Origin of the sequence: Blautia sp. SF-50, from assembly GCF_900101315.1 — a bacterium.
GTDB lineage: Bacteria > Bacillota > Clostridia > Lachnospirales > Lachnospiraceae > Blautia_A > Blautia_A fusiformis.
The window spans coordinates 192333-216816 of sequence record NZ_FMUW01000002.1; the positions used below are offsets into that span (position 1 = coordinate 192333).

23 protein-coding genes are annotated in these 24484 nt (G+C 46.7%); 20 read left to right on the forward strand and 3 right to left on the reverse strand.

What is annotated here, in order from left to right:
• Positions 1–109: 109 nt before the first annotated feature.
• From BLP57_RS02160 to yedF, 4 genes are all read left to right on the forward strand, one after another.
• Entirely contained in the window at positions 110–1357 is a 1248-nt protein-coding gene (locus BLP57_RS02160) for a DUF1015 domain-containing protein (RefSeq protein WP_092069034.1), read from the forward strand.
• A 124-nt stretch (positions 1358–1481) separates the two neighbouring features.
• On the forward strand, positions 1482–2126 hold the full coding sequence (locus tag BLP57_RS02165; protein ID WP_092069037.1) for a GTP pyrophosphokinase: 645 nt from the start codon (positions 1482–1484) through the stop codon (positions 2124–2126).
• Between the two features lie 2 nt (positions 2127–2128).
• Positions 2129–2320, forward strand: coding sequence for a hypothetical protein (locus BLP57_RS02170; protein WP_015524771.1), 192 nt, complete (start codon positions 2129–2131; stop codon positions 2318–2320).
• Between the two features lie 85 nt (positions 2321–2405).
• Positions 2406–3017 (forward strand): sulfurtransferase-like selenium metabolism protein YedF, encoded by a 612-nt coding sequence (gene yedF / locus BLP57_RS02175; protein ID WP_092069040.1) that lies wholly within the window; start codon positions 2406–2408, stop codon positions 3015–3017.
• A gap of 207 nt (positions 3018–3224) precedes the next feature.
• Here yedF and BLP57_RS02180 read toward each other — a convergent pair whose 3' ends face one another.
• The gene (locus tag BLP57_RS02180) at positions 3225–4445 is read right to left on the reverse strand and encodes a dicarboxylate/amino acid:cation symporter (RefSeq protein WP_092069043.1); all 1221 of its coding nucleotides are present in this window, start codon (positions 4443–4445) and stop codon (positions 3225–3227) included.
• An 80-nt stretch (positions 4446–4525) separates the two neighbouring features.
• On the opposite strand from BLP57_RS02180, the gene BLP57_RS02185 reads away from it, so the two are divergent.
• From BLP57_RS02185 to BLP57_RS02195, 3 genes are all read left to right on the forward strand, one after another.
• Positions 4526–5671, forward strand: a complete 1146-nt coding sequence (locus tag BLP57_RS02185) for an aminotransferase class V-fold PLP-dependent enzyme (RefSeq protein ID WP_092069046.1) — start codon at positions 4526–4528, stop codon at positions 5669–5671.
• 32 nt (positions 5672–5703) lie between these two features.
• Complete coding sequence (locus BLP57_RS02190) at positions 5704–6708, forward strand: XdhC family protein (protein WP_092069049.1); 1005 nt, start codon at positions 5704–5706, stop codon at positions 6706–6708.
• A 91-nt stretch (positions 6709–6799) separates the two neighbouring features.
• Positions 6800–7354 carry an SH3 domain-containing protein gene (locus BLP57_RS02195; RefSeq protein ID WP_092069052.1) on the forward strand — a complete coding sequence of 185 codons (555 nt, stop codon included), beginning with the start codon at positions 6800–6802 and terminating at the stop codon, positions 7352–7354.
• 193 nt (positions 7355–7547) lie between these two features.
• Here BLP57_RS02195 and BLP57_RS02200 read toward each other — a convergent pair whose 3' ends face one another.
• On the reverse strand, positions 7548–8027 hold the full coding sequence (locus BLP57_RS02200; RefSeq protein WP_015524777.1) for an S-ribosylhomocysteine lyase: 480 nt from the start codon (positions 8025–8027) through the stop codon (positions 7548–7550).
• A gap of 240 nt (positions 8028–8267) precedes the next feature.
• Between BLP57_RS02200 and BLP57_RS02205 the strand changes: the two genes are divergently transcribed.
• The 4 genes from BLP57_RS02205 to BLP57_RS02220 all read left to right on the forward strand — a co-directional run bounded on the left by BLP57_RS02205 (position 8268) and on the right by BLP57_RS02220 (position 11952).
• Positions 8268–9155 carry a peptidylprolyl isomerase gene (locus BLP57_RS02205; protein ID WP_092069055.1) on the forward strand — a complete coding sequence of 296 codons (888 nt, stop codon included), beginning with the start codon at positions 8268–8270 and terminating at the stop codon, positions 9153–9155.
• A gap of 14 nt (positions 9156–9169) precedes the next feature.
• Positions 9170–10375, forward strand: coding sequence for a bifunctional phosphopantothenoylcysteine decarboxylase/phosphopantothenate--cysteine ligase CoaBC (gene coaBC / locus BLP57_RS02210; RefSeq protein ID WP_021651707.1), 1206 nt, complete (start codon positions 9170–9172; stop codon positions 10373–10375).
• A gap of 154 nt (positions 10376–10529) precedes the next feature.
• Positions 10530–11168, forward strand: a complete 639-nt coding sequence (locus BLP57_RS02215) for an ECF transporter S component (RefSeq protein ID WP_092069058.1) — start codon at positions 10530–10532, stop codon at positions 11166–11168.
• Positions 11169–11187: 19 nt separating this feature from the next.
• Entirely contained in the window at positions 11188–11952 is a 765-nt protein-coding gene (locus BLP57_RS02220; RefSeq protein WP_092069061.1) for a type III pantothenate kinase, read from the forward strand.
• A gap of 58 nt (positions 11953–12010) precedes the next feature.
• Here the strand turns inward: BLP57_RS02220 and BLP57_RS02225 are convergent, their stop codons facing one another.
• Positions 12011–12907: an RluA family pseudouridine synthase gene (locus BLP57_RS02225; protein WP_092069176.1), complete on the reverse strand. Its 897-nt coding sequence runs from the start codon at positions 12905–12907 to the stop codon at positions 12011–12013.
• Positions 12908–13529: 622 nt separating this feature from the next.
• Between BLP57_RS02225 and BLP57_RS02230 the strand changes: the two genes are divergently transcribed.
• From BLP57_RS02230 to BLP57_RS02270, 9 genes are all read left to right on the forward strand, one after another.
• Complete coding sequence (locus BLP57_RS02230) at positions 13530–14651, forward strand: transposase (protein WP_242872539.1); 1122 nt, start codon at positions 13530–13532, stop codon at positions 14649–14651.
• Between the two features lie 429 nt (positions 14652–15080).
• On the forward strand, positions 15081–16328 hold the full coding sequence (locus tag BLP57_RS02235; RefSeq protein WP_092069067.1) for a nucleotide sugar dehydrogenase: 1248 nt from the start codon (positions 15081–15083) through the stop codon (positions 16326–16328).
• A 30-nt stretch (positions 16329–16358) separates the two neighbouring features.
• Positions 16359–18032 (forward strand): phospho-sugar mutase, encoded by a 1674-nt coding sequence (locus tag BLP57_RS02240; protein ID WP_092069070.1) that lies wholly within the window; start codon positions 16359–16361, stop codon positions 18030–18032.
• 35 nt (positions 18033–18067) lie between these two features.
• Positions 18068–19378, forward strand: coding sequence for a sugar phosphate nucleotidyltransferase (locus BLP57_RS02245; RefSeq protein WP_092069073.1), 1311 nt, complete (start codon positions 18068–18070; stop codon positions 19376–19378).
• Between the two features lie 20 nt (positions 19379–19398).
• Positions 19399–20364, forward strand: a complete 966-nt coding sequence (locus BLP57_RS02250) for a type I phosphomannose isomerase catalytic subunit (protein WP_092069076.1) — start codon at positions 19399–19401, stop codon at positions 20362–20364.
• A 44-nt stretch (positions 20365–20408) separates the two neighbouring features.
• Complete coding sequence (gmd, locus tag BLP57_RS02255; protein WP_092069079.1) at positions 20409–21443, forward strand: GDP-mannose 4,6-dehydratase; 1035 nt, start codon at positions 20409–20411, stop codon at positions 21441–21443.
• A 76-nt stretch (positions 21444–21519) separates the two neighbouring features.
• On the forward strand, positions 21520–22467 hold the full coding sequence (locus tag BLP57_RS02260) for a GDP-mannose 4,6-dehydratase (RefSeq protein WP_175442938.1): 948 nt from the start codon (positions 21520–21522) through the stop codon (positions 22465–22467).
• Positions 22455–23192: a WecB/TagA/CpsF family glycosyltransferase gene (locus tag BLP57_RS02265; protein WP_092069085.1), complete on the forward strand. Its 738-nt coding sequence runs from the start codon at positions 22455–22457 to the stop codon at positions 23190–23192. The genes BLP57_RS02260 and BLP57_RS02265 overlap by 13 nt, the downstream gene beginning before the upstream one ends.
• 11 nt (positions 23193–23203) lie before the next feature.
• Positions 23204–24310: a glycosyltransferase family 4 protein gene (locus BLP57_RS02270; protein WP_092069088.1), complete on the forward strand. Its 1107-nt coding sequence runs from the start codon at positions 23204–23206 to the stop codon at positions 24308–24310.
• The last annotated feature ends 174 nt before the right edge of the window (positions 24311–24484 follow it).

Below are 24484 nucleotides of genomic sequence, written 5' to 3' on the forward strand. Positions count from 1 at the left end.
CGGGAAATTTTGATATGTGTTAGAATGGACAGGATGATTTTTCTGCAAACTAAGCAGAAATCTTAAGAAGGGCCGGCGTATGGCCGGGCAGGAATGAGAGGAAAACATAATGGCTTTATTTCAGGCATTTCGGGCAGTAAGACCTGCTTCGGAAAAAGCAGAAAAGGTGGCTGCACTTCCCTATGACGTAGTCAGCAGAGAGGAAGCGCGAGAGATCGGGGAAAAAAATCCGGAATCTTTTCTCCATATAGACCGTGCAGAGATGGATCTGGATCCGGAAACCGATCTTTATGATCCGATGGTTTATCAGAAGGCAAGGGAAAATCTGGATCGTTTCCAGAAAGAAGGGATCCTGATCCAGGATGAGAAACCGAACTATTATCTGTATGAACTGATCCGTAAGGGAAGATCCCAGACCGGGATCGTAGGTGTCAGCTCCATTGATGATTACATGAATGGTGTGATCAAAAAGCATGAGCTTACAAGAGAGGATAAGGAGCAGGACCGCATTCGTCATGTGGATGTCTGTGATGCCAACACAGGCCCTATTTTTCTGGCGTGCAGATATCCGGCAGAGCTTCTTACTCTTATGGAAGAATGGAAAAATGCACATGCTCCTGTGTATGATTTTACTTCCGATGATGAGATCACACATCGTGTATGGGTCGTAGATGAGGAAGAAAAGATCCGGACTATACATAGTCTTTTTGGCGGGATCTCCTCTATCTATATTGCAGATGGCCACCACAGAGCAGCCTCCGCAGTAAAGGTTGGACAGAAGAGAAGAGCGGAGCATCCGGACTACACCGGAAAAGAAGAATTTAACTTTTTCCTGTCGGTGGTATTTCCGTATGACCAGCTGACCATCCTTCCGTATCACAGGATCGTAAAGGATATCAAGGGTATGGAACCCAAAGCCTTTATCGGAAGCATGAAGTTTAATTTTGAGCTGATGGCAATGCCGGGATTTCCATGTAAACCGGTGGAGAAACACTGCTTCGGGCTGTATGTAGACGGAGAATGGTTCCATCTGAAGGCATATCCGGATATCTATGCGGGTAAAGACAGCGTAGGGCAGCTGGATGTGTCTATTCTTCAGGATAAGGTCCTGGGTCCGGTTCTGGGGATCAGTGACCCGCGTACCGATGAGAGGATCCGCTTTATGGGAGGAAACCACCGGCTGAAGGATCTGGCAGCAGCTGCAGATGAGACAGGAGGAGCTGCCTTTGCCATGTATCCTACATCCATGGAGGAGCTGATGACGATCGCAGACGAGGATAAGCTTATGCCGCCAAAGAGCACTTGGTTTGAACCGAAGCTCCGCAGTGGTCTTTTTATCCATAAGCTTTCAGACTGATGCCGGAGGTTTTATAGATTTTTAATAAAATTGTCAGGAAAATCTTAGGAAATCACTACAGATTGCTCACATTTGTCCGGTAAGATACAAGTATATTCTGAGCAAACGCGAAAGAGGGTTTTTCATGACAAACGAACAGTATTACGATTGTATCCAGCCATATCAGAACGCATGTCAGATCATGCGCGCCAAGCTTGAGGTGCTCAACGGAAGCCTGTATCAGAAGTCTTCCGTATCTCCGATCCACAATATCCAGGAACGGATCAAATCCAAGAAGAGCATCGAAAAGAAGCTGGAGAAGCTGGGACATTCGGACAGTGTGCAGAACGCCAAGGATCATCTCCGGGATATCGCCGGGATCCGTGTGATCTGCTACTTTATTGATGATATATACAATCTTGTAAATGCGCTGAAGCGGCAGAGTGAGCTGATCTTTATCAGGGAAAAGGATTACATACAGAATCCCAAGCCTAACGGATACCGCAGCTTTCACGTGATCATTGCAGTTCCGGTGTATTATCTGGATACCATGGAGTATTTTCCGGTGGAGATCCAGCTGAGGACGATGACCATGGATCTCTGGGCAAGCATGGAGCACCGTGTCTGTTACAAGAAGCTTCCGGAACATAGGGATGAGCTTGCGGAGGCCTTCTGTCAGTATGCAGATATCCTTGGAAAGATTGAGGAACAGTTTGAAGCCTACAATGAAACAGGAATGCTGGAGGAGATCATACCTGCCCAGATTACTGAGAATCCGACGGAGGGATAGGAATGGAGATCGAAGAGGAATTTATATCCGGTTTCTGCCGTACCATGAACGGGGGCGAAACCGTCTGTTGTGAGTATACACGGCAGGAGGACAGCAGCAGGAAACTGACCTTTATGGACTGCGCGCATGAAAGATGTGTAAACACAGGCGCCTGTGAGATCTTCAAACAGGCCCATGAGCTGGAGCAGAAATAAAAGATCAAAGAAAAGAAAACAGCGAAAAAGCAATAATGATAAAACAGCAATTATAAAAAAATCACAGAATACAGGAGGAGTGAGTATGAAACACACAGTAGATGCAATGGGGAAACAGTGTCCAATCCCGGTTGTGATGACCAAGAAGATCCTTGACAAGGCAGAGCAGGGAGACGAGATCTTGATCCTGGTAGATAATGAAACAGCAGTAAACAACTTAAGCAGACTTGCCGGAAGTACCGGATGCAGTTTCGTATCCAGAAAAACAGAAGATGGTTACGAGATCAATATGACAGTAAAATCTGATCCTGCTGCAAGAAGCCAGGCAGAGCCTGAGATCGTCTGCACACCGGCTGTTCCGCAGGGAGATTATACCGTTGCCATCACTTCCGATAAGATGGGAGATGGAGATCCGGAGCTTGGCGGGATCCTGATCAAGGGATTTGTGTATGCACTGACACAGCTGGAGACACCGCCGTCAGTTATGCTGTTTTATAATGGCGGAGCCAGACTTACCGCACAGGATTCACCATGTATCGAAGACCTTAAGACCTTACAGGAGCAGGGAACCGAGATCCTGACCTGCGGAACCTGCGTGAACTTCTACGGACTGAAGGAACCGGCAGTGGGAACCGTAACAAATATGTATACCATAGCGGAAAAGCTCACAAAAGCAGGAAAAGTGATCCGTCCGTAAACAGAAAAACATATAGAAACAACAAAAGCATATAGAAACAATAGAAACTTACAGAAACAGACAGAAACAAATAGAAATACACAGAAATGCCGCAGAGCCATTTTGAAGCCTGCGGCATTTCTGACATCCAGTTGGTATCTGGTTGATATCCGGTTATGAGCAAGCAACGAAGCGGATCGGGAATATCCGCCTGACTTAGCTCCGAACTTACAATTCCACATCAAGCTGCTGCTCCTCAATATGATGGCGTTTTGCATAGCCAGTAAGCATCAGTGTCAGTGCGCCGTCGCCGGTCACGTTGCATGCAGTTCCGAAGCTGTCCTGCAGTGCAAAGATGGTAAGCATCAGTGCAGTGCCGGAGCTGTCGAATTTCAGTATCCCGGTGATGATGCCAAGGGATGCCATGACAGTTCCTCCGGGAACACCGGGAGCTCCGATGGCAAAGATACCTAGAAGAAGGCAGAACAGAACCATGGTACCCGGCGTTGGAACGGAACCGTACAGGATCTTCGAAATCGCCATACAGAAGAAAACCTCTGTCAGAACGGAGCCACAGAGATGGATGTTTGCAAACAAAGGAATCCCGAAGCTGACCAGATCCTTACGAAGTGGTTTTGCCTTGGAGGCACACTGCAGTGCAACGGCCAGTGTGGCTGCAGATGACATGGTCCCTACGGCAGTCAGATAGGCAGGACCATAATGGCGGACAACCTCCAAAGGATTTTCTCCGGAATAGATACCTGCAAGGATGTAAAGAAGAGCCATCCAGATAAAATGCCCGGCAAGCACCAGTACGATGATCTTCAGAAAAACAGGCAGCTGTCTGGTGATGGTTCCCTCGTAGGCAAGGCCGCAGAAGGTAGTGCCGATAAATAACGGAAGAATGGGGATGATGATCCGAGCCACCAGAGAAAGAACGATTTTCTGAAATTCATCCAGGAGCCCAGTGATCAGCTTCGCCTTTGTCCAGGTGGCGGCAAGTCCCAGCATCATTGCAAAAACAAGAGCACTCATAACGGACATGATCTGCGGGATCTCCAGCTCAAAGATCACCTCCGGCAGCCGCTTCAGTCCTGCAGCATAGGAATGGATGGACAGATGTGGAATGATGAGAAAGCCAGAGGCTGTGGAAAAAAGCGCTGCGCCAACAGAGGAGCCGTAAGCGAGGACAACCGCAACTCCCAGCATCAGCGAAGCATTTTTGCCAAGCCTGGTAATGGACGGAGCGATAAATCCCAGCACGATCAGCGGCACGCAGAAGGTAATGAGCTGGCCCAGAATGTACTTGATAGTAACTGTGATATTAAGAACTGCCATGGAGATTCCGTTGGTGCTGTACCGGTTCAGGATAAGCCCGGCTATGATCCCCAGGATCACAGCGACCAGCAGCTTAAATGGCAGACTGTTGAAAAAAGATGTTTTTTTCATTGGAAAACCTCCTCGGATAGTATAAAATAAAGCCAGAGTTTATTATAAAGGTATTTGATAAAAATCACAAGGAGGGTCAAATGATTTATCTGGATAACGCGGCTACAAGCTTTCATAAGCCGGACTGTGTGCCGCGTGCTGTGGTGGAAGCCATGCAGCATGCAGGAAACAGCGGAAGGGGCAGCAGCGGCGAAGCAATGGCAGCCTCAAGGCTTATTTTTAATACAAGATGCCAGATCGCAGAGATGTTTGACGTATGGGGACCGGAATGTGTGGCCTTTACATCCAATGACACGGAAGCGCTCAATATCGCCCTGCAGGGAATACTTCATCCGGAGGAGGGAACTATCCATGCGATCTGTACGGAGATGGATCACAACAGTGTGCTCCGTCCGCTGTACCGCCTGGAAAAAAAAGGCATGAAGCTTACGATCTTGCCGGCAGACCGCAAGGGACGGATCTCCCTTACGGAGCTTGAAGCAGCCATCCGTCCGGAGACGAAGGTGATCGTCTGTACCCACGCTTCCAATCTGACAGGAAATCTCAATGATATCCATGCCATCGGTGAGATCGCACAGAAGCACCAGAAGCTTTTTATTGTGGATGCTGCCCAGACAGCAGGAGTATTTCCGATTTCCATGAAAAAAGATCATATAGATATTCTTTGCTTTTCCGGACATAAGGGCCTTATGGGACCCCAGGGCACAGGAGCCATCTGTGTTCGGCCGGGGGTATCTGTGGAGCCTCTGAAGGTAGGCGGAAGCGGCGTCCTCACCTTTCAGAGAGAGCATCCGCAGGATATGCCGGAGACACTGGAGGCAGGCACCCTGAACAGCCACGGGATCGCAGGTCTTGGCGCAGCCATCAGCTGGATTACCGAAACCGGAACAGAACAGATCCGAAAAAGAGAGCAGCAGCTGATGTGGCGTTTTTATGACCAGGTAAAGGAAATTCCGGGAGTCACCCTGTATGGAGATTTTTCCAGGGAAGAACGCTCCCCTGTGGTGACTCTGAATATTGCAGAGATGGACTCGGCAGAGGTGGCCATGGTCCTTGATGAAGAGTACGGGATCAGTGTAAGAGCCGGCGGCCACTGTGCACCGCTGATGCACAAAGCACTGGGAACCGAAAAAACAGGAGCCGTCCGCTTCAGCTTTTCTTATTTTAATACGGAAGAAGAGGTGGACACTGCTGTCGGGGCGGTAAAGGAGCTTGCCGCGGAATAAACAGCGAAAGACGGACAGAAAGGACACAAAGAATGTATCAGACAATATATGATGTGGTAGAAAAAAGAGGGCGTGTAAAAACAGGGATCCTTCTGAACGGAAAGGATGCCGGGCTGAAATATCTTTTGGAAGAAAGCAGCTTTTTTTATCCGAAGAGAGCAGAAAGAAATAAAGAAGCAGAAGAATTCCTGAAGGCTTCCGTGGAAGCAGCCGTGGAAACCGGCGTTGTGAAAAACGGAGACCGGGAGATATTTGTGGAAACCTACGAGAAGAATCCCAGGCTGATCATACTGGGTGGCGGCCATGTTTCTCTTCCGGTAGCAGAGATCGGCAGGATGCTGGGCTTTCATGTAACAGTCATGGATGACCGGGAGGAATTTGTGACGGAGGAAAGATTCCCCATGGCAGATGAGAGGATCTTTGGAGATTTTGATACCCTGTCCGACAGGATCCCTCCCTATGAAAATGCTTACTATGTAGTGGTGACACGAGGCCATCTGGGAGATTCCGCCTGTGCAAGAGCGATCCTTAAGAGACCCTTTGCTTATTTCGGAATGATCGGAAGCAGGACAAAGGTGCGGATCACCAGGGAAAAGCTCCTGAAAGAGGGCTTTACGGAGGAACAGCTGGATCAGATCCATGCCCCCATCGGACTCCCCATCGGAGGACAGATGCCGGCTGAGATCGCCGTGAGTATCATGGCAGAGATCGTGCAGGAAAAGAACCGGCATTTCCGCACCTACTGTGATGAGGAGGTGGAGGCAGCAGTACGCCGCAGGACACCGGGAATCATGGTCACGATCATCGAGAAGAAGGGCTCCTCACCAAGAGGAACTGGGAGCAAGATGTTCGTATTCCGGGACGGAAGCATGGCAGGAAGCATCGGCGGCGGAAAAGTGGAGTTTGAAGCCGGAAAACACGCAGTAAATATCCGAAATACGGAAACAAAGGTTTACGAGCTGGGACAGGGGGCAGGAGATCTGGGGATGATCTGCGGCGGAACTGTCCGGGTGCTTTTTGAGCCGGTAAATATGTGAAAGAACCGGCCAGGACTTGCATAATATTGCAGAATCGTGTATATTGGACGCAGAGAATTTTTTACCGGCGTATAAGGAGGAATCAGATAAAATGAAGAAAAAATGTATTATGGCTTTGATAATAGGCGCGGCTTTCCTTGCACAGGGCTGTGGATATGAGGAAGGAACCGATGCAGTGGTAACAGTAGTAGATTCCACACCGACGCCGGAGCCCACAGAGAAGCCGAAGGCAACTGCAACACCTACACCAGAAGCAGCGGCAGCAGATTCCACAGCAGACGGAGCAGCAGCGGCAGCGGATTCCACGGCAGACGGAGCAGCAGCGGCAGCAGATCCCGCAGCACAGACAGTAGCTACGGAGCAGACCCCAAGCGGCATCAACGTACAGGCACAGGATGCCACCTACTATGCAGTGGAGGGTGTGAATTTACGTTCTGACGCCAACGCAGAGGCAGAATTTGTGGCAGGTGTCCTTTCCGGAGAATCCCTGAAGTGTACCGGTGTCTGTGACAATGGATGGATCCGTGTGGATTATAATGGCCAGACCTGCTACGCATCCGGTGATTACGTCAGCACAACACCGCCGGTGGGCGCAGTGGCAGCAGATACTACCGCAGAAGATACTACCACAGAAGCAGCACAGTAGAGCACAGACTACAGGCTTTTGACCAGATCAGGGAAATCCTGATCCTGCTTTAATTGCAGATATCTCCTTGATATAATAAAAAACAGGCAGCTGCATCCGATGAAAGAACATCGATACAGGCAGCCTGTTTTTTTGTTTCGGCATATAGTCCGTTCAGAACACAAGGATCATGCCAGCGGATCGTATCCGCAGATCATTCCGGATAAACAAGACGGTCCGGCTTGATATCGTAGAGAACCTCGTTCAGGAATTTCTTTGCCAGATATTTTGCCATGCCAAGGTTCATATCCAGATAATTTCCGCAGTCCTTGGGAGAAGCACCCGGGATCTCACCCTCAAAATCTCGGATAAATTCAAACATCTCGATCATCAGCGGAACGATATCTCTGGATTCATAATCCCCGTTAAGAAGAAGATAATTTCCGGTACGGCAGCCCATAGGACCCCAGTAAATGACCTTCGGGCCAAACTCCTTATGGTTCCGCAGGAAGGTAGCTGCCAGATGCTCCATGGCGTGAAGCTCGGCTGTGTTCATAACAGGCTCCTCATTGGGAGAAGTCATACGGATATCGAAGGTAGTGATCACCTGATCTCCAACCGGATCCTTACGTGAAACGTATACGCCAGGCTGAAGCTTGATATGGTCAATGGTAAAACTTGTGATCTTTTCCATGTTGATTCCTCACTTTCTTATATGTACGGAGCCCATAATAAGCTCCATACATGATTTTAGCAGAGAACAGGAAGAGATACAAGGCAAAACAAAGGGAATCCTGCACCTGGTTCCGTGCAAAGTTGACTTTATGAAAAGATGATGTTAAACTGAGAAAAGCTTACAGGGGGGAGAGTGAAAAGCTCACCTGAAAATGCCGGAACAGGCGTTTTCGGGATCTGATAAGGAGGACTTATAAATATGAAACGTAAGGTTTTAGCCGTATTATTTGCGACAGCTCTTACCGCAGGAATGCTTTCCGGATGCGGAAGCACAGACAGTACTTCTGACAAAGCAGACCAGAAGGAAGAATCTCTGGAGAAAGAAACCTCAGAAGGACAGACAGGCGTAGATGAAGAGACAGCAGCCAATGCAGTATCCGAGGAGGAGGCTGAGGCGGCAGGCTTTTCAGACCATGAAGAAAGCGCCGATGATCAGGAGGCTTCCGGTGATGCAGAGGACACTTCACATGAAACCGAAGCTTCTGCAGACAATACAGAGGATACAGACAGCGCAGACGGAGAATTTTCCGATGGTTCCGAGGATGCACAAATGGCAGGAACAACTGTGATCGATACCAGCCAGCAGCTGACAGGAACCCATCATGCTGCCATCACCGTAAAGGATTATGGCGAGATCGATGTAGAGCTGGATGCAGACACCGCACCCATCACAGTCACAAATTTTGTAAAGCTGGTACAGGACAATTTTTATGACGGTCTGACCTTCCACCGGATCATTGACGGATTTATGATCCAGGGCGGAGATCCAAACGGAGACGGAACCGGCGGAGCAGAGGATACCATCAAGGGCGAATTTTCCAGCAATGGAGTGAAGAACGATATTTCTCATGTAAGAGGAACCATTTCCATGGCCCGCAGCACAGATCCGGACAGCGCAAGCTCTCAGTTCTTTATCGTACAGTCCGATTCCACACATCTGGACGGCGACTATGCTGCATTCGGACACGTGACCTCCGGGATGGACATTGTAGATCAGATCTGCAAGGATGCCAAGCCGACAGACGGCAACGGAACCATTGCAAAGGATCAGCAGCCGGTGATCGAGAGTATCCGTATGGTTGACTGACAGGAGGGAGAAGGATGCTGAAAGGGAAAACAGTGCTTCTTGGCATTACAGGAAGTATTGCTGCATACAAGATCGCATATCTGGCAAGTGCATTACATAAGCTTCATGCAGATGTCCATGTACTGATGACAGAGAATGCAACGAACTTTATCAATCCGATCACATTTGAAACACTGACCGGGAATAAATGCCTGGTGGATACCTTTGACCGGAACTTTCAGTTTCAGGTAGAGCACGTATCCATTGCCAAGAAGGCAGATGTTGTGATGATCGCACCGGCCAGTGCAAACGTGATCGGAAAGCTGGCCAACGGCCTTGCGGACGATATGCTCACCACTACGGTAATGGCCTGCAGGTGTCAGAAAATCCTTGCACCGGCCATGAATACCGCCATGTATGAGAATCCCGTGGTACAGGACAATATCCGGAAGCTGCAAACCTACGGATATGAGGTGATCACACCGGCCAGTGGCTACCTGGCATGCGGGGACACCGGAGCCGGAAAAATGCCGGAGCCGGAAACCCTTCTGGAATATATCCTGAAGGAAGCCGCCTTCCAGAAAGACCTTGCCGGCAAAAAGCTCCTGGTAACGGCAGGACCTACCCAGGAGGCCATCGACCCGGTCCGCTGTCTCACCAACCATTCATCCGGAAAGATGGGATACGCCATTGCAAAAATGGCCATGCTCAGAGGAGCGGAGGTTACGCTGGTAAGCGGACCTACTGCCATTGAGCCGCCCCTTTTTGTGAAGGTCGTACCTGTGACATCTGCCAGAGATATGTTCGAGGCAGTCACCGGTTTAAGTGATGAACAGGATATCATCATCAAGGCTGCCGCAGTGGCAGACTACCGTCCGAAGCAGGTCAGCGAAGACAAGGTTAAGAAAAAAGACGATCAGGCTTCCATAGAGCTCGAGAGGACAGACGACATTCTGAAATATCTGGGCCAGCACAAAAAGCAGGGCCAGTTCCTCTGCGGATTTTCCATGGAGACCAGAGACATGCTCCGCAATTCCAGAGCCAAGCTTGAGAAGAAAAACCTGGATATGGTGGCAGCCAACAACCTGAAGGTAGAGGGCGCCGGATTCCAGGGAGATACCAATGTCCTGACTCTGATCACACAGGATGAAGAAGTGTCCCTCCCGCTTATGAGCAAGGAGGATGCAGCGTTAAAGATCCTGGATAAGATCCTTCTGCTTACCACAAAGGCAGAAGCATAGCTACAGAGCCGGTCAGGGAACCGGTTTTAACAACGAAAAGCGGAACAAAAAGATCACCGCTTTCCATCACCGTATTGTATCCGCAGAAAACGCCGGGAAATGCTGTATTTCCGGAAATATTCACAGAGCGGAACGGTAACAAGGAGGAGAAGAAATGAAAAACAACAGATTTACAACAGCGCAGCTTACGTTACTGGGCCTGATGGCAGCAATCCTTCTGCTGATGGCCTACACACCACTGGGATATCTGAACATCGGGCCACTGGCCATTTCCTTTAATGTGATCCCGGTAGCCATCAGTGCAGTCGTCCTCGGGCCCGTAGGAGGAGCCGTGGCAGGTGCGATCTTCGGCCTGACCAGCTTTCTCCAGTGCATAGGAGTAGGCGGCTCCAGTGCAATGGGAGTTGTGCTTTTCGGTATCAATCCGGTATTTGCCTTTATCCAGCGCTTCATCCCACGTCTTCTGGACGGTATCTGCCTCGGATATATTTTTAAAGGCATGCGAAAGGTCAGCAATACCTATGTGGCATGTGCAGTAACCGGATTCTTTTCCGCATTCCTGAATACCCTGTTCTTCATGTCAGCACTTGTAGGACTGTTCGGAAATACCGATTATGTAAAAAATCTGATGGGCGGTCATAACATCATCATCGGCTGTTGTCTCATGGTAGGGATCAACGCAGTATGCGAAATGATTTCCTCCACAGTGATCACAGGAGCAGTGGGAGCTGCACTTTCCAAGGCACATCTGATCCCATCCGCACAGATCAGCCGTGAGAAGACAAAAGCATAAAGACAGGGAAAATAAAATTATGATATTAGCAATTGATATTGGAAATACCAACATAGTCGTGGGCTGCATCGATGATCAAAAAACATACTTCATCGAGAGACTTGCTACCGTAAGAACAAAAACAGAACTGGAATATGCCGTAGACCTGAAAACCTTACTGGAAATCTACCACATCAAAAAGGCAGACATAGAAGGCTGTATCATTTCATCTGTAGTCCCGCAGATCACCAACATTGCCAGACTGGCAGCAGAAAAGATCCTCAAAAAAGAAGTCATGGTCCTGGGACCAGGAGTAAAAACAGGTCTGAACATCATGATGGACAACCCCGGACAGCTGGGCGCGGATCTTGTGGCAGACGCTGTGGCAGGATTAAATGAATATCCGGTTCCGTTTATTGTGATCGATATGGGAACCGCTACTACAGTTTCGGTTGTCAACAGCAAAAAGCAATACATTGGCGGAATGATCCTTCCTGGCATCGGAATATCCCTGGATGCACTGACAGCCAGAGCATCCCAGCTCAGCGGGATCAGCATCGATGCCCCGAAGCATGTGATCGGGCGCAATACCATCGAATGCATGAAAAGCGGCGTGCTCTACAGCAACGCAGCAGCCATCGATGGGATCATAGACCGGGTGGAAGAAGAGCTTGGTGAGAAAACAACCGTGATCGCAACAGGCGGTCTTGCAAAAAAGATCATTTCTCACTGTAAGAAAGAAATCATTCTGGATGAGGACCTTCTGCTCAAAGGACTCCTTGTGATCTATAAAAAGAATAAATAAAAACAACAAAAAAATCAGCTGCCGGTGCAGGAAACACCTACCGGACAGCTGATTTTTTTTACTGTAGAAATGCTCTGCGGAAATCCTCAGGCACAGGTGCTAGGAAGCACATAGGCTCCCCGGTGATGGGGTGTGCAAATTCCAGCTGGAAGGAATGCAGGGCCTGGCGTCCAATCCGGTCAAAAACCGGATGATACAGAAAATCCCCCGGCAGCGGACAGCCGATATACTTCATATGCACCCGGATCTGATGAGTCCGCCCCGTATCCAGATGCAGCTCCACAAGAGCATATCCATTGCTGACTGCAAGACGCTCAAAATGAGTCACGGCAGCCTCCCCACGCTCAAAATCAACCTCCCTTGTGATCACAGAAGCATCCATTCTCGCAACAGGAGCGGAGATCGTCCCCCTTTTCGGCGGGATCCCGTCAGTAAGTGCAAGATAGGTACGTCGGATCTGACGCTGCTTCATCTGGGCAGAGAGAAGAGCCCCGCTCAGAGGGTTCTTGGCCAGCACCAGCACCCCGGTGGTATCCCTGTCCAGCCGGTTGATGCAGCGGTAGACAAAAGCCTTCCCCTGCTGCTTATAATACCAGGCAACACCGTTGGCAAGCGTATTCTCGTAGTTCCCGGCAGAGGGATGCACAGGCATATCAGCAGGCTTGTTCAGCACAAGGATATCCTCATCCTCATACAGGATATCCAGAGGCAGTGGCACCGGAATAATGGAAGGCTCCGCTCCGTCCCCGGTCTCTTCCGGAACAAGGATCCGGAGAACATCCCCCTCCCTCAGGACCGTTCTGCCAAAAGCCGGCTGCCCGTTCAGCAGGATCGCCTGCTCCGCTCGCTTCATAGTAGTCAATATATGTTTGGAAAAACCCTTCTTCCGAAGAAATCCAAGAACATTTTCCCCGGACTCCGCGGTTGAGATCGTATAGGTAATAATTCTCTCCATAGAAAAAAATCCTTTTCTGAAATTTAGCAGGCCAAAAGCCAAAACGCGCGGCCTGCGGGTATAGTATAGCATTTGGGGAGGGAAATGTCGATTAGACATAAAAAAAGAGCTGGTACAAGAGGAAACATCCTTGGACAGCTCGTGGATTATGGGAAATGTGTCGCTTATTATCTTCATTAGTCACAGACCAAAAAAGACATATTTTACAGCCATATGTAAGGATACCATTGATATTTTCCTTTGTCAAGGCGTGCCAAAGACATGAAGCATGCTAATAATGTCGTTTTTTAAGCATCATATGCAGCAGTTTTCTATCAAAAAGTAAATAAACAGTCTGATAATCATCGAAATCTAACATTAGTGGTCACTAAAAGTGGTCACTTTTTTCTTGCGTAAATCCGCGTAAAATCAATATTTTTCAAGCTTTTTTCCTTTTTCTTTCCAATTATTAGTGGTCAAAATCGTGGTCAACTGTGCCGAAAAAAGCAGCATTTAACAGTGTTTCAAGCTCTTTTTCGCTAATGAAGATATTAAGCGATACCTGACAGCAGAAAGAGATGCCATGAAAACAGGATACAGTATCAAAACATGGAAAATGCGGCTCTTTTGTCCGGAAAAGCAGATGATCGAAACAACCGAAGCCCTGTATCGGGAAGCCGTAGCCTTTTACTATGAGCTCCTGAAAGAAAGCGAAGAGCTCTGGGCCGAAAATCTGCTGACCATCCAGGGACATCTGGAAAAACTCACTGTTCCCGGAAGAGACGGAAGAGAACCAAAGTACATCCCGCCAGGCGGAAAGCTCCCCGTTTATTTTCGGAGATCTGCCATGAACAAAGCTGCAATGGCAGTAAAGACCGCAGCAAGTGCAGAAAGCTTCCCCGAAAAGATCGATGCCAACATCACCTTTTTCAAGGGAATGTACAGAGACCTGACAGACACTTCCGTAGTGCTGAAGCTCTGGAACGGAAAGAAATGGATCTGGGTACCCTGCGGACTTACAGGACGCCCTTTCCCCAAGGAAGCAGCGATCCTTTCACCGACACTGGTCCATGAGGAAAAATGGCTCATGTTCCATGTACCTGTCAAGCAGGAAAACTCCGATGCCCGGACAGCAAAGGAACGAATGCAGGAAGGCGCCAGAGTATGCAGCGTCCGCTTTACCAATACGGACAGCTTTGCAGTATGCACAGTTCTGGATGAAGGATCCAGGCAGCTGGCTGTAAAAAACTGCAGAGGCGGAAATGCATACCGACATCATTGCAAAGCTTTGATGAAAAAAGTAGAAGCATCCAGGGCATTTACCGATAAAGACAACGTCAGTCAGCCAAACAGGAAATATTACATGCATCTCAAGCACCTGAATGAACATTATGCACATCAGGTCAGCAAGGAGATCATAGATTTCTGCAAAGAAAAACACACCGGGATACTGGTACTGCCGGAGTATGATGAAGATTTTTCCAGGATATCCATGTACAGGAGTGGCAACTATTCGCCCCTTCACTTAAGTATCCGCATCCGGAATTATCTGAAATACAAAGCTTGGGCAGAAGGAATTCTGGTACTTGAGTTGCGCGCCGACGGAACAGAAAAGCAATGTTCCATCTGCGGAGCCACCGGAAAAAAACAGGGCAGCGTATTCATCTGCCAGAATGGCCATCAGGTCAACCGCTTCCTGAACGGCGCCCGAAATCTGGGCCGCAAATGCCAGGAAAGCTTCCGGAAAAACAACAAACCAAGTTAATAAGCGGCAGAAATGCCTCTTATATATAAATGCTGAGTGATCAGCAAGAGAGGAAGCGCCAGTGACGCCTCCTTTCCGGTTGAATACCGCCAGGCGGCCCAACGCAGGCGTCGCCGAAGAACTGTGCCCTTTTGGGAGGCCGGGGTGTATTCGAAGTTATAAAGATGTAAAAAGTTATGTAAGAGCTGCTGCGTATAGCGTGAGATTGCAGTGGCAACAGATATTATATTTTGCGTAAAGGCTTGCAGTATTACAAGGTTAATGAAGATAAATTGGACACTGTGTAGCGGCGTTGGATTGTCAGAGTAGTGGAGTATATGCGAGTTTTTGTTGCATAGAACCAATTGCATCCAGAATATGGGTGTGTATATAGACATAAAAAATCTATTTTGAGAGATTGGGACAAAGAGAATCAGAGGAGTAAATATTATGAAAAATTATAAAATCGCCGTTGCGGGCACTGGTTATGTTGGTTTGTCGATTGCCACATTGCTTTCTCAGCACCATCAGGTAACCGCAGTTGATATTGTTCCGGAGAAGGTTGAGATGATCAACAACCGTAAGTCTCCGATTCAGGATGACTATATCGAGAAGTATCTCGCAGAGAAAGAACTGAATTTGACTGCAACGCTGGATGCTAAGACCGCATACGCCGATGCTGATTTTGTTGTCATTGCGGCCCCTACTAACTACGATAGCCACACCCAACACTTTGACACATCTGCGGTCGAAGCTGTAATCAAGCTGGTTATGGAATATAACCCGAACGCCATCATGGTCATCAAGTCCACCATTCCGGTTGGATACACGGCTTCTGTTCGTGAGAAGTTCAACAGCAAGAACATCATCTTCAGCCCGGAGTTCCTGCGTGAGTCCAAGGCTCTTTATGATAACCTGTATCCTTCTCGTATCATCGTCGGTACTGATTTGAACGATGAGCGGTTGGTAGAAGCAGCCCATGAGTTTGCTGGTCTGTTGCAGGAAGGTGCTATCAAGGAGAACATTGACACTCTGTTCATGGGCTTCACCGAGGCAGAGGCAGTAAAACTGTTCGCCAATACATATCTGGCTCTGCGCGTGGCCTATTTCAACGAGCTGGATACCTATGCAGAGAGCAAGGGCCTGAATACCCAGCAGATTATCGACGGCGTTTGCCTCGATCCTCGTATCGGCAGCCATTACAACAATCCGTCCTTTGGCTACGGCGGATACTGCCTGCCGAAGGATACCAAGCAGCTGCTGGCTAACTATGCAGATGTGCCGGAGAACCTGATCGAGGCTATTGTCGAGAGTAACAGAACTCGTAAAGATTTCATCGCTGACCGCGTCCTAAAGCTGGCTGGTTACTACGGCTATGATGCAGAAAACGAGTTTGATGAAGACAAGGAGAAAAAGGTAACGATTGGTGTTTATCGTCTGACGATGAAGAGCAACAGCGACAACTTCCGTCAGAGTTCTATTCAGGGTGTCATGAAGCGTATCAAGGCCAAGGGTGCAACGGTTGTGATTTATGAGCCGACTCTGAAAGATGGCGAGACATTCTTCGGATCAGTAGTGGTTAATGATCTGGATAAGTTCAAGGAAATGAGCCACGCCATCATCGCAAACCGCTATGACAAGTGTCTGGATGATGTGAAAGAGAAAGTTTATACGAGAGATATTTTCCAGCGTGACTAAGAACATAAACAGAAGATGAGGGAATAAATTATGGATATTAAAAAGGAATACGAGCGTTGGCTGGCAAATGCGACTACAGATGCGGATGTTGCCGCTGAACTGAAAACGCTTGATGATGCAAAAATTGAAGATGCTTTTTACCGCGACCTTGCCTTTGGAACTGGCGGACTGCGCGGTGTGATCGGCGCAGGCACGAACTGTATGAACATCTATACTGTGGCAAAAGCTTCTCAGGGTCTGGCCGATTATCTGAAGAATAATTTTGCAGAGCCGTCTGTGACCATCGGCTATGACAGCCGCATCAAGAGCGATGTGTTTGCAAAAGTCGCCGCAGGCGTGTTTGCCGCGAATGGCGTTAAGGTCAATATTTGGCCCGTTCTGATGCCGGTTCCGACCGTGTCTTTTGCAACCCGTTATCTGCACACCTCAGCAGGTGTCATGGTCACAGCCTCCCACAACCCCAGCAAGTATAACGGCTACAAGGTCTATGGCGTAGACGGCTGCCAGATCACGACCGAAGCGGCTGCCGAAATCTTGGCTGAGATTGAAAAGTTGGATATCTTTGCAGATGTCAAGAACAGTGACTTTGAAGCGGGCGTGGAAAACGGTAGCATCCAGTATATCCCGGATGAGGTATACACCGCTTTTGTCGAGCAGGTTAAACGCCAGTCCGTCCTGTTTGGAGAAGAAGTCAATAAGGATGTAGCTATCGTGTATAGCCCGCTGAACGGCACCGGCTTGAAACCTGTGACCCGTACCTTAAAGGAAATGGGTTACACCAATATCACTGTGGTCAAGGAGCAGGAGCAGCCGGATGGTAACTTCCCGACCTGCCCATATCCTAACCCGGAGATCACAGAAGCAATGGCGTTGGGTATGGAGTATGCCAAGAAGTGTAATGCTGACTTGTTGCTGGCGACTGACCCAGACTGCGACCGTGTGGGCATCGCCGTCAAGAACAAGGCGGGGGAGTACGAACTGCTGACCGGTAACCAGACTGGCATGCTGCTGCTGGACTACATTTGTAGCCAGCGCGTCAAGCACAGTAAGATGCCTGCTGATCCAGTCATGGTCAAGACAATTGTCACCATGGATATGGGCGAGCAGATCGCTACCCACTATGGCCTGCGTACCATCAATGTGCTGACCGGCTTCAAGTTTATCGGTGAGCAGATCGGCAAGCTGGAACAGCAGGGCAAGGCTGATAGCTATGTATTCGGTTTTGAGGAAAGCTACGGCTATCTGACAGGCTCCTACGTTCGCGATAAGGATGGCGTAGACGGTGCCTACATGATCTGTGAGATGTTCAGTTACTATGCTACTCAAGGCATCAGCCTGTTAGACAAGCTGGACGAACTGTACAAGACCTACGGCTACTGCTTGAATACGCTGCATAGCTATGAGTTCGATGGCAGTGCTGGTTTTGCCAAGATGCAGAGCATCATGCAGGCATTCCGTAGCGATATCAAGGAGTTTGGCTGCAAGAAAGTTGTTAAACTGCTGGACTACGCACCTGGTCTGGATGGCCTGCCGAAGTCTGATGTACTCAAGTTCCTTCTGGAAGATAACTGCTCCATCGTGGTGCGTCCTTCCGGTACCGAGCCAAAGCTCAAGACCTATATCTCTGTCAGCGCAGAGAATAAGGAAACTGCTGAAATGGTGGAAGCCGAGATATGCAAGAGTGCTGAAGAGTACTTGATGTAAAGAAAATATAGAAGGTTATACGAGGAGAAATACATATGAATATTATTTTACTTTCCGGTGGTTCTGGTAAGCGTCTTTGGCCCCTTTCCAATGATGTGCGCAGCAAGCAGTTTATCAAGCTGTTTAAGAATAATGATGAGTATGAGTCTATGGTGCAGCGTGTGTATCGCCAGGTCACCACGGTAGATGCTGATGCAAAGATTACTATTGCAACGAGCAAATCGCAGGCAAGTGCCATCAAAAATCAGTTGGGTGAAAAGGCTTCTATTTGTGTAGAGCCTTGCCGTCGCGATACGTTCCCGGCCATCGCTTTGGCCGCAGCTTATCTCCATGATGAACTGAGCGTGGCAGAGAATGAGGCTGTTGTTGTATGCCCAGTTGACCCTTATGTAGATAATACTTATTACGAAGCTGTCAAAAACTTGCAAGAACTGGCAGAGCAGGGCGGTGCAAATCTGACGTTGATGGGCATTGAGCCGACCTATCCAAGTGAAAAGTATGGCTATATCATTCCGGAAAACGGCGAAAATGTCAGCAAGGTTAAAGAATTCAAGGAAAAACCGGATATGGAAACAGCTAAGAAGTATTTGGCTCAGAGTGCGCTGTGGAATGCAGGTATCTTTGCATTTAAGCTGGGCTATCTGCTGGATAAGGCACACAGTATGATCAATTTTGAAGATTACCGTGACCTGTTCAACAAGTACGATACCCTGACTAAAATCAGTTTCGACTATGCTGTGGTTGAGAAAGAGTCCAGCATTCAGGTTTTGCGTTACAGTGGCGACTGGAAAGATGTCGGCACTTGGAACATGATGGCTGAAGTTATGGCAGATAAGACTAAGGGTAAAGCTATCTTGGACGAAACCTGCGAGAACACCAATGTGGTGAACGAGCTGAATATCCCGATCCTCTGCATGGGATGCAAGGATATGATTGTCGCCGCCAGTGGTGATGGTATCTTAATCGCTGATAAAGAACGCAGCGGTTACATGAAGCCTTATGTGGAAAAAATCGAAACAGAAGCGATGTATGCTGAAAAGTCCTGGGGTAGTTATACGGTTATTGATGTGCAGCCTGGATCTATGACTGTCAAGGTCTCCATGAGAGCTGGTGAGCACATGACTTACCACATGCACAACTACCGCGAGGAGGTCTGGACTGTCGTTTCTGGTAAGGGTAAGGCAACTGTGGATGGTATGGAGCAAGTGCTCCGCACTGGTGACGTAATTACGATTGCAGCAGGCTGCAAACATACGGTAGAGGCCATTACTGCACTGGATATGATTGAAGTACAGCTTGGAGAGGAAATTAGCGTCACAGATAAGATTAAATTTCCGATGGAATAAAACTAGTGGGAGACAGAGTAATGGAAATCATGAAATTGATTCCGACCGGAAAGGACTATCTGTGGGGTGGTACTCGACTTCGGGAAGAATACGGAAAGAAAATAGATTTAACACCGTTGGCCGAAACCTGGGAGTGTTCGGTTCATCAGGACGGTCCCAGCTATGTGGCAAATGGTACATATAAAGGAAAAACACTGACTGATGTGTTAAAGGCGCATCCGGAATTTCTCGGCACAAAGGTGGAAAACGGTGAATTACCTGTACTGGTAAAATTCATCGATGCCAAGAAAGATTTGTCAGTACAGGTTCATCCAAGTGATGAGTATGCAAGAGAGCACGAAGGTGACAACGGCAAGACAGAGATGTGGTATGTTATTGATGCTGATGAGGGTGCAAGTCTTATATACGGCTTTCAGCATGAGGTAACAGAGGAAATCCTCCGAAAAGCGGTTGAGACCGGAACACTGGACAAGCATCTGCAAAAGGTCCGAGTTCACAAGGGTGATACATATTTTGTTCCGGCAGGAACGGTACATGGCATCGGGAAGGGTATCCTGGTTGCTGAAATTCAGGAAAGCTCGAACGTGACTTACCGCGTTTATGATTATGACCGTGTGGATAAGAACGGCAAAAAGCGTGAGTTGCATTTTGATAAAGCTGTGCAAGTCATGAATATGAAAGTCGCACAAGATGTGAATCAGAAACCACGAATGGTGAAGTACTATTCTGGCTGTTCTCGTGAGCTACTTTGCCGTTGCAAATATTTTGAAACGGAACGAATCCAAGTCACAAAGGGTTTTGCCTTTTCTGTGATGGACACTTCTTTTCAGGTATTGATGTGCCTGAGCGGATATGGTGAAGTGCAGACAATGGATGCAGAGCAGAAACCAATGCGGTTCAGCAAGGGAGAAACAATGTTTCTGCCGGCTGGGCTGAGCAGATGTCTTGTTGTTGGTGATGCAGAGTTACTTAAAATACGCTGCTAAGTGCAGAGGTATATATTTTTAATGAAAGAAAAGGAGTAAATAAAATGAAAAAGGCTTTAATTACTGGTATTACAGGACAGGACGGATCTTACTTAGCAGAGTTTCTGCTTGAAAAAGGATATGAGGTTCATGGTATCATTCGCCGTGCCTCTGTTTCCACAACTGCTCGTATTGATCATATTATGGATAAAATCACAATTCATGAGGGTGATCTTTCGGACTCTTCCAGTATTATCCGCATTGTACTACAGGTAAAGCCAGATGAAATCTACAATCTGGCTGCGCAGTCTCATGTACAGGTGTCTTTTGATGCCGCAGAGTACACAGGTGACGTAGATGCGTTAGGCGTTCTGCGTATTCTGGAAGCTGTTCATACTGCCGGACTGGAAAAGACCTGCCGGATCTATCAGGCTTCTACTTCTGAATTGTATGGTAAAGTTGAAGAAGTTCCTCAGAACGAAAACACTCCGTTCCATCCATATAGCCCTTACGCAGTTGCTAAGCAGTACGGTTTCTGGATGATGAAGGAGTACCGTGAAGCTTATGGCATGTACTGCTGCAATGGTATTTTGTTTAACCATGAGTCCGAGCGCCGCGGTGATAATTTTGTTACCCGTAAAATTACGCTGGCGGCCGGCCGTATTGCCTGTGGGCTGCAGGATCATTTGGAACTGGGTAATCTGGATTCTTTGCGTGACTGGGGTTATGCAAAAGACTATGTAGAATGCATGTGGCTGATCCTCCAGCAGGATGAGCCGGATGATTATGTGATTGCAACTGGTGTGCAGCATACCGTCCGCGAGTTCACCACCCTTGCATTTGCCAATGATGGTATCGAGCTTGAGTGGAAGGGCGAAGGCATGGAGGAAAAGGGCTATGATAAAAAGACCGGCAAGATGCTGGTTTGCGTAAACCCGAAGTGGTATCGCCCGACCGATGTTGTGAACCTGTGGGGCGATCCTACCAAGGCAAAGACCAAGCTGGGTTGGAATCCGCAGAAGACTAGCTATGAGCAGCTTTGCGCAATTATGGCAGAGCATGACCTGCAGCTGGCTAAAAAAGAAGCTGGAATTCAGTAATTAAGAGGGACAGGCAGGCGGTCGATTAGCATAGATGTCTGCCTGTCCATTTTATTATAGAGGTGGAAAAATACATATGAGTAGAGTATTGATTTTTGGAGCAGGTGGCTTTGTTGGAAGTTACCTTTGTAAAGAATTTTTGAATAATGGGTACAAAGTGAGTGGAACCGACAAAGGAGAGGGATCAGCACTTCCTTCAGAAGTCGATTTCTATAGGACTGATTTAATGCAAGCCAATGAGGTTGAAAAGTTGATTGGCCAAATCCAGCCAGATATCATTGTAAATCTTGCAGCAATCAGCAGTGTTGGTGCTTCTTGGAATATGCCACAGACAACAATGGCAATAAATGTTATCGGTGCATTGAATATTATGGAAGTTGCAAGAAAAAGTGAACAGAAACCAAGGATCCTGTTTGTGGGTTCGAGCGAAGAGTATGTGATTTCAGAGAATCCTTTGGATGAAAATACACGGCTTAATGCAAATAATCCATATGGTATATCAAAGGTTACGCAGGAACAATTTGCAAAATTATACAGAGAACAGTATGGTTTAAAAATTTATTGTGTTCGACCGTTCAACCATACAGGCATAGGGCAGAGAGACTCCTTCGTTTTGCCTAGTTTTTGCAAACAGGTAGCGGAAATTGACAAAAGTGGAAAAGATGGAAAAATTCAAGTAGGTAATTTGAAAGTTAAACGAGATTTTAGTCATGTTAAAGATGTTGTACGTGCATATCGCATGATTGTAGAAAGTGACAACTGTAATCAGATTTATAATGTAGGTTCAGGTAATGCGTACAGTCTTGAAGACATGCTGACATATATTATCGGATTAAGTAATCAGCATATTGAAATTGAAGTGGATCAAAATAGAATCAGACCAACAGATCAGCCGGTAATATGCTGTGATCGTAGTTTGATAGGAAAAGAATTGGGGTGGGAACCTCAGTATAATGTGTATGACGCGTTAAAAGAAATGTATGAATGTTATAGAAATGGTGGGGAAAATAAATGGCCAGAATAAAATTATTGAATACTTATATTGATAATCTGACCATGCAGGAGGCAGTAGATGCAACAGAAAAATTAATCTGTAAATCTGGGACTGCTTATGTGGTTACACCTAATTTGGATCACATCGTCACACTAGAGAAAGATTCGGAATTTGCAGAAATATATTCTAATGCAGATTTGATTTTGGCTGATGGAAAACCATTGATATGGATTTCAAAGCTTCTGAAAACACCAATAAAGGAAAAAATATCGGGATCTGATTTTTTTCCACAAATGTGTAAAATGTGTGCAGACAAAGGGTATACTATCTTCATTCTTGGTGCTGCGGAAGGGATTGCTGCAAAAGCTGCTGCAAACTTGTGTCAAAAATACAAGGGATTAAAAGTTGTAGGAACATATTCTCCCCCATTAGGATTTGAAAAAAACGAGAATGAATTAAGAACCATCACAGAAATGATTCACAAAGCTAAACCAGATATTTTAGCGGTTTCTCTGGGCTCACCAAAAGGAGAAAAATATATTTATAGAAATTTGAAAGAAAACAGGGTTCCATTGAGTATTTCTATTGGGGCTACCATAGATTTTGAAGCCGGGAATGTAAAACGAGCACCAAAGTGGATGGCTGAGCATGGATTGGAATGGCTTTATAGAATTACACAGGATCCCAAAAGATTAGCAAAACGATATTGGAAGGATGCGCTGAAAATCGTTCCAATCATTAGGAAGTATAAATAATGTGGTGAGATATGAAAATATTAATTGATTTAACAGCATTAGCAGATAACTTTTCTGGAATAGAAAGATTTGCTTTATCTATCACGAAAGAACTGATTAAGAATAGTGCAAACCAATGGGTTTTGTTGTTTAAGAATTCTATCCATAGGGACTTCTGTGAAGAACAGGAAAATGTAGAGAAAATTGTGATAAAAGGTGGAAATAAACTTGTATTTAATCAAGTTGTTCTTCCAGCTAAATTGTCAGCAATCAGAGCGGATAAGTATTTTTTTCCGGCCTTTCCAGCACCGTTTTTCTTTTTTAATAAAAACACGTATAATACCATCCATGATTTGGGATGCTGGGATTGTCCCGGAACTAATAAGAAGCATATGATTTGGTACTTTAAACTGATGTACTGGAAGGCCTCTTTAAATAATAAAAAAATAATCACAGTGTCTGAATTTTCAAAGAAAAGAATTTGTACGATTCTTCATGCAAAGCCAGAAAATGTGAATGTAGTTTATAATGGAATATCCGAAACATTTAATGCGGAAATAAGGAGTGCAAATGAGTATAAGAAAGCGCAAGAAAAGTACTCCTTGCCAAAAAAATATGTACTGTGTTTATCAACAATGGAACCAAGAAAAAACCTACGTCTTATGCTAGATGTTTTTGCTTCGTTATATGAAGATGGTGTAGTAGAAGAGGTCGTGTTGGCAGGTAGAAAAGGATGGAAAATGGACGATTTTCTAAAAGGATATAATGCAAAATTCTTGCAACACATTCATTTTACTGGATTTGTAGATGATGAAGATCTGCCAACAATATACTCTGGTGCCAGTTGGTTTGTTTTTCCAACAAAATATGAAGGTTTTGGTATTCCACCGCTTGAATCTATGGCATGCGGGACACCTGTGATTTCGTCCGATGCGGCTTCCATGCCAGAAGTATTAGGAAATTCTGCAATCTATTTTGAAAACAATAGTTTTGATTCGTTGAATCAAAAAGTTAAAATTGCTTTGTCAATGAGTGAAATCGAAAAACAGAAGTTGATTAAACGAGGCTTGCAACAGGTAAAAAGGTTTTCTTGGCAAAACGAAGCAGCAAAGTTAAATGAAATTTTCAAAAGGACATGATAAATGAAAGGATAAATAAAAGGATAAATAAAAGGATAAATAAATGAAACTATTTGATCATAATTCTATACCACATTGGAAAAAGTATTTTTATTATCCCGTTATGCTATTTGGGAACGTTGTAATTAACAAAATTCCAAGTCGCAATATTAGAAAATGGTATGCACAACTTTG

Bases quoted from the DNA above. Each gene is read 5' to 3' on its own strand.
- BLP57_RS02220 (WP_092069061.1), top strand. From the start codon at position 11,188: ATGATATTAGCAATTGATATTGGAAATACCAACATAGTCGTGGGCTGC.
- BLP57_RS02170 (WP_015524771.1), top strand. From the start codon at position 2,129: ATGGAGATCGAAGAGGAATTTATATCCGGTTTCTGCCGTACCATGAAC.
- BLP57_RS02265 (WP_092069085.1), top strand. From the start codon at position 22,455: ATGGCCAGAATAAAATTATTGAATACTTATATTGATAATCTGACCATG.
- BLP57_RS02190 (WP_092069049.1), top strand. From the start codon at position 5,704: ATGTATCAGACAATATATGATGTGGTAGAAAAAAGAGGGCGTGTAAAA.
- BLP57_RS02260 (WP_175442938.1), top strand. From the start codon at position 21,520: ATGAGTAGAGTATTGATTTTTGGAGCAGGTGGCTTTGTTGGAAGTTAC.
- BLP57_RS02245 (WP_092069073.1), top strand. From the start codon at position 18,068: ATGAATATTATTTTACTTTCCGGTGGTTCTGGTAAGCGTCTTTGGCCC.
- BLP57_RS02195 (WP_092069052.1), top strand. From the start codon at position 6,800: ATGAAGAAAAAATGTATTATGGCTTTGATAATAGGCGCGGCTTTCCTT.
- BLP57_RS02230 (WP_242872539.1), top strand. From the start codon at position 13,530: ATGATCGAAACAACCGAAGCCCTGTATCGGGAAGCCGTAGCCTTTTAC.
- BLP57_RS02235 (WP_092069067.1), top strand. From the start codon at position 15,081: ATGAAAAATTATAAAATCGCCGTTGCGGGCACTGGTTATGTTGGTTTG.
- BLP57_RS02165 (WP_092069037.1), top strand. From the start codon at position 1,482: ATGACAAACGAACAGTATTACGATTGTATCCAGCCATATCAGAACGCA.
- BLP57_RS02180 (WP_092069043.1), bottom strand. From the start codon at position 4,445: ATGAAAAAAACATCTTTTTTCAACAGTCTGCCATTTAAGCTGCTGGTC.
- BLP57_RS02160 (WP_092069034.1), top strand. From the start codon at position 110: ATGGCTTTATTTCAGGCATTTCGGGCAGTAAGACCTGCTTCGGAAAAA.
- coaBC (WP_021651707.1), top strand. From the start codon at position 9,170: ATGCTGAAAGGGAAAACAGTGCTTCTTGGCATTACAGGAAGTATTGCT.
- yedF (WP_092069040.1), top strand. From the start codon at position 2,406: ATGAAACACACAGTAGATGCAATGGGGAAACAGTGTCCAATCCCGGTT.
- BLP57_RS02240 (WP_092069070.1), top strand. From the start codon at position 16,359: ATGGATATTAAAAAGGAATACGAGCGTTGGCTGGCAAATGCGACTACA.
- BLP57_RS02200 (WP_015524777.1), bottom strand. From the start codon at position 8,027: ATGGAAAAGATCACAAGTTTTACCATTGACCATATCAAGCTTCAGCCT.
- BLP57_RS02185 (WP_092069046.1), top strand. From the start codon at position 4,526: ATGATTTATCTGGATAACGCGGCTACAAGCTTTCATAAGCCGGACTGT.
- BLP57_RS02250 (WP_092069076.1), top strand. From the start codon at position 19,399: ATGGAAATCATGAAATTGATTCCGACCGGAAAGGACTATCTGTGGGGT.
- BLP57_RS02270 (WP_092069088.1), top strand. From the start codon at position 23,204: ATGAAAATATTAATTGATTTAACAGCATTAGCAGATAACTTTTCTGGA.
- BLP57_RS02215 (WP_092069058.1), top strand. From the start codon at position 10,530: ATGAAAAACAACAGATTTACAACAGCGCAGCTTACGTTACTGGGCCTG.
- BLP57_RS02225 (WP_092069176.1), bottom strand. From the start codon at position 12,907: ATGGAGAGAATTATTACCTATACGATCTCAACCGCGGAGTCCGGGGAA.
- gmd (WP_092069079.1), top strand. From the start codon at position 20,409: ATGAAAAAGGCTTTAATTACTGGTATTACAGGACAGGACGGATCTTAC.
- BLP57_RS02205 (WP_092069055.1), top strand. From the start codon at position 8,268: ATGAAACGTAAGGTTTTAGCCGTATTATTTGCGACAGCTCTTACCGCA.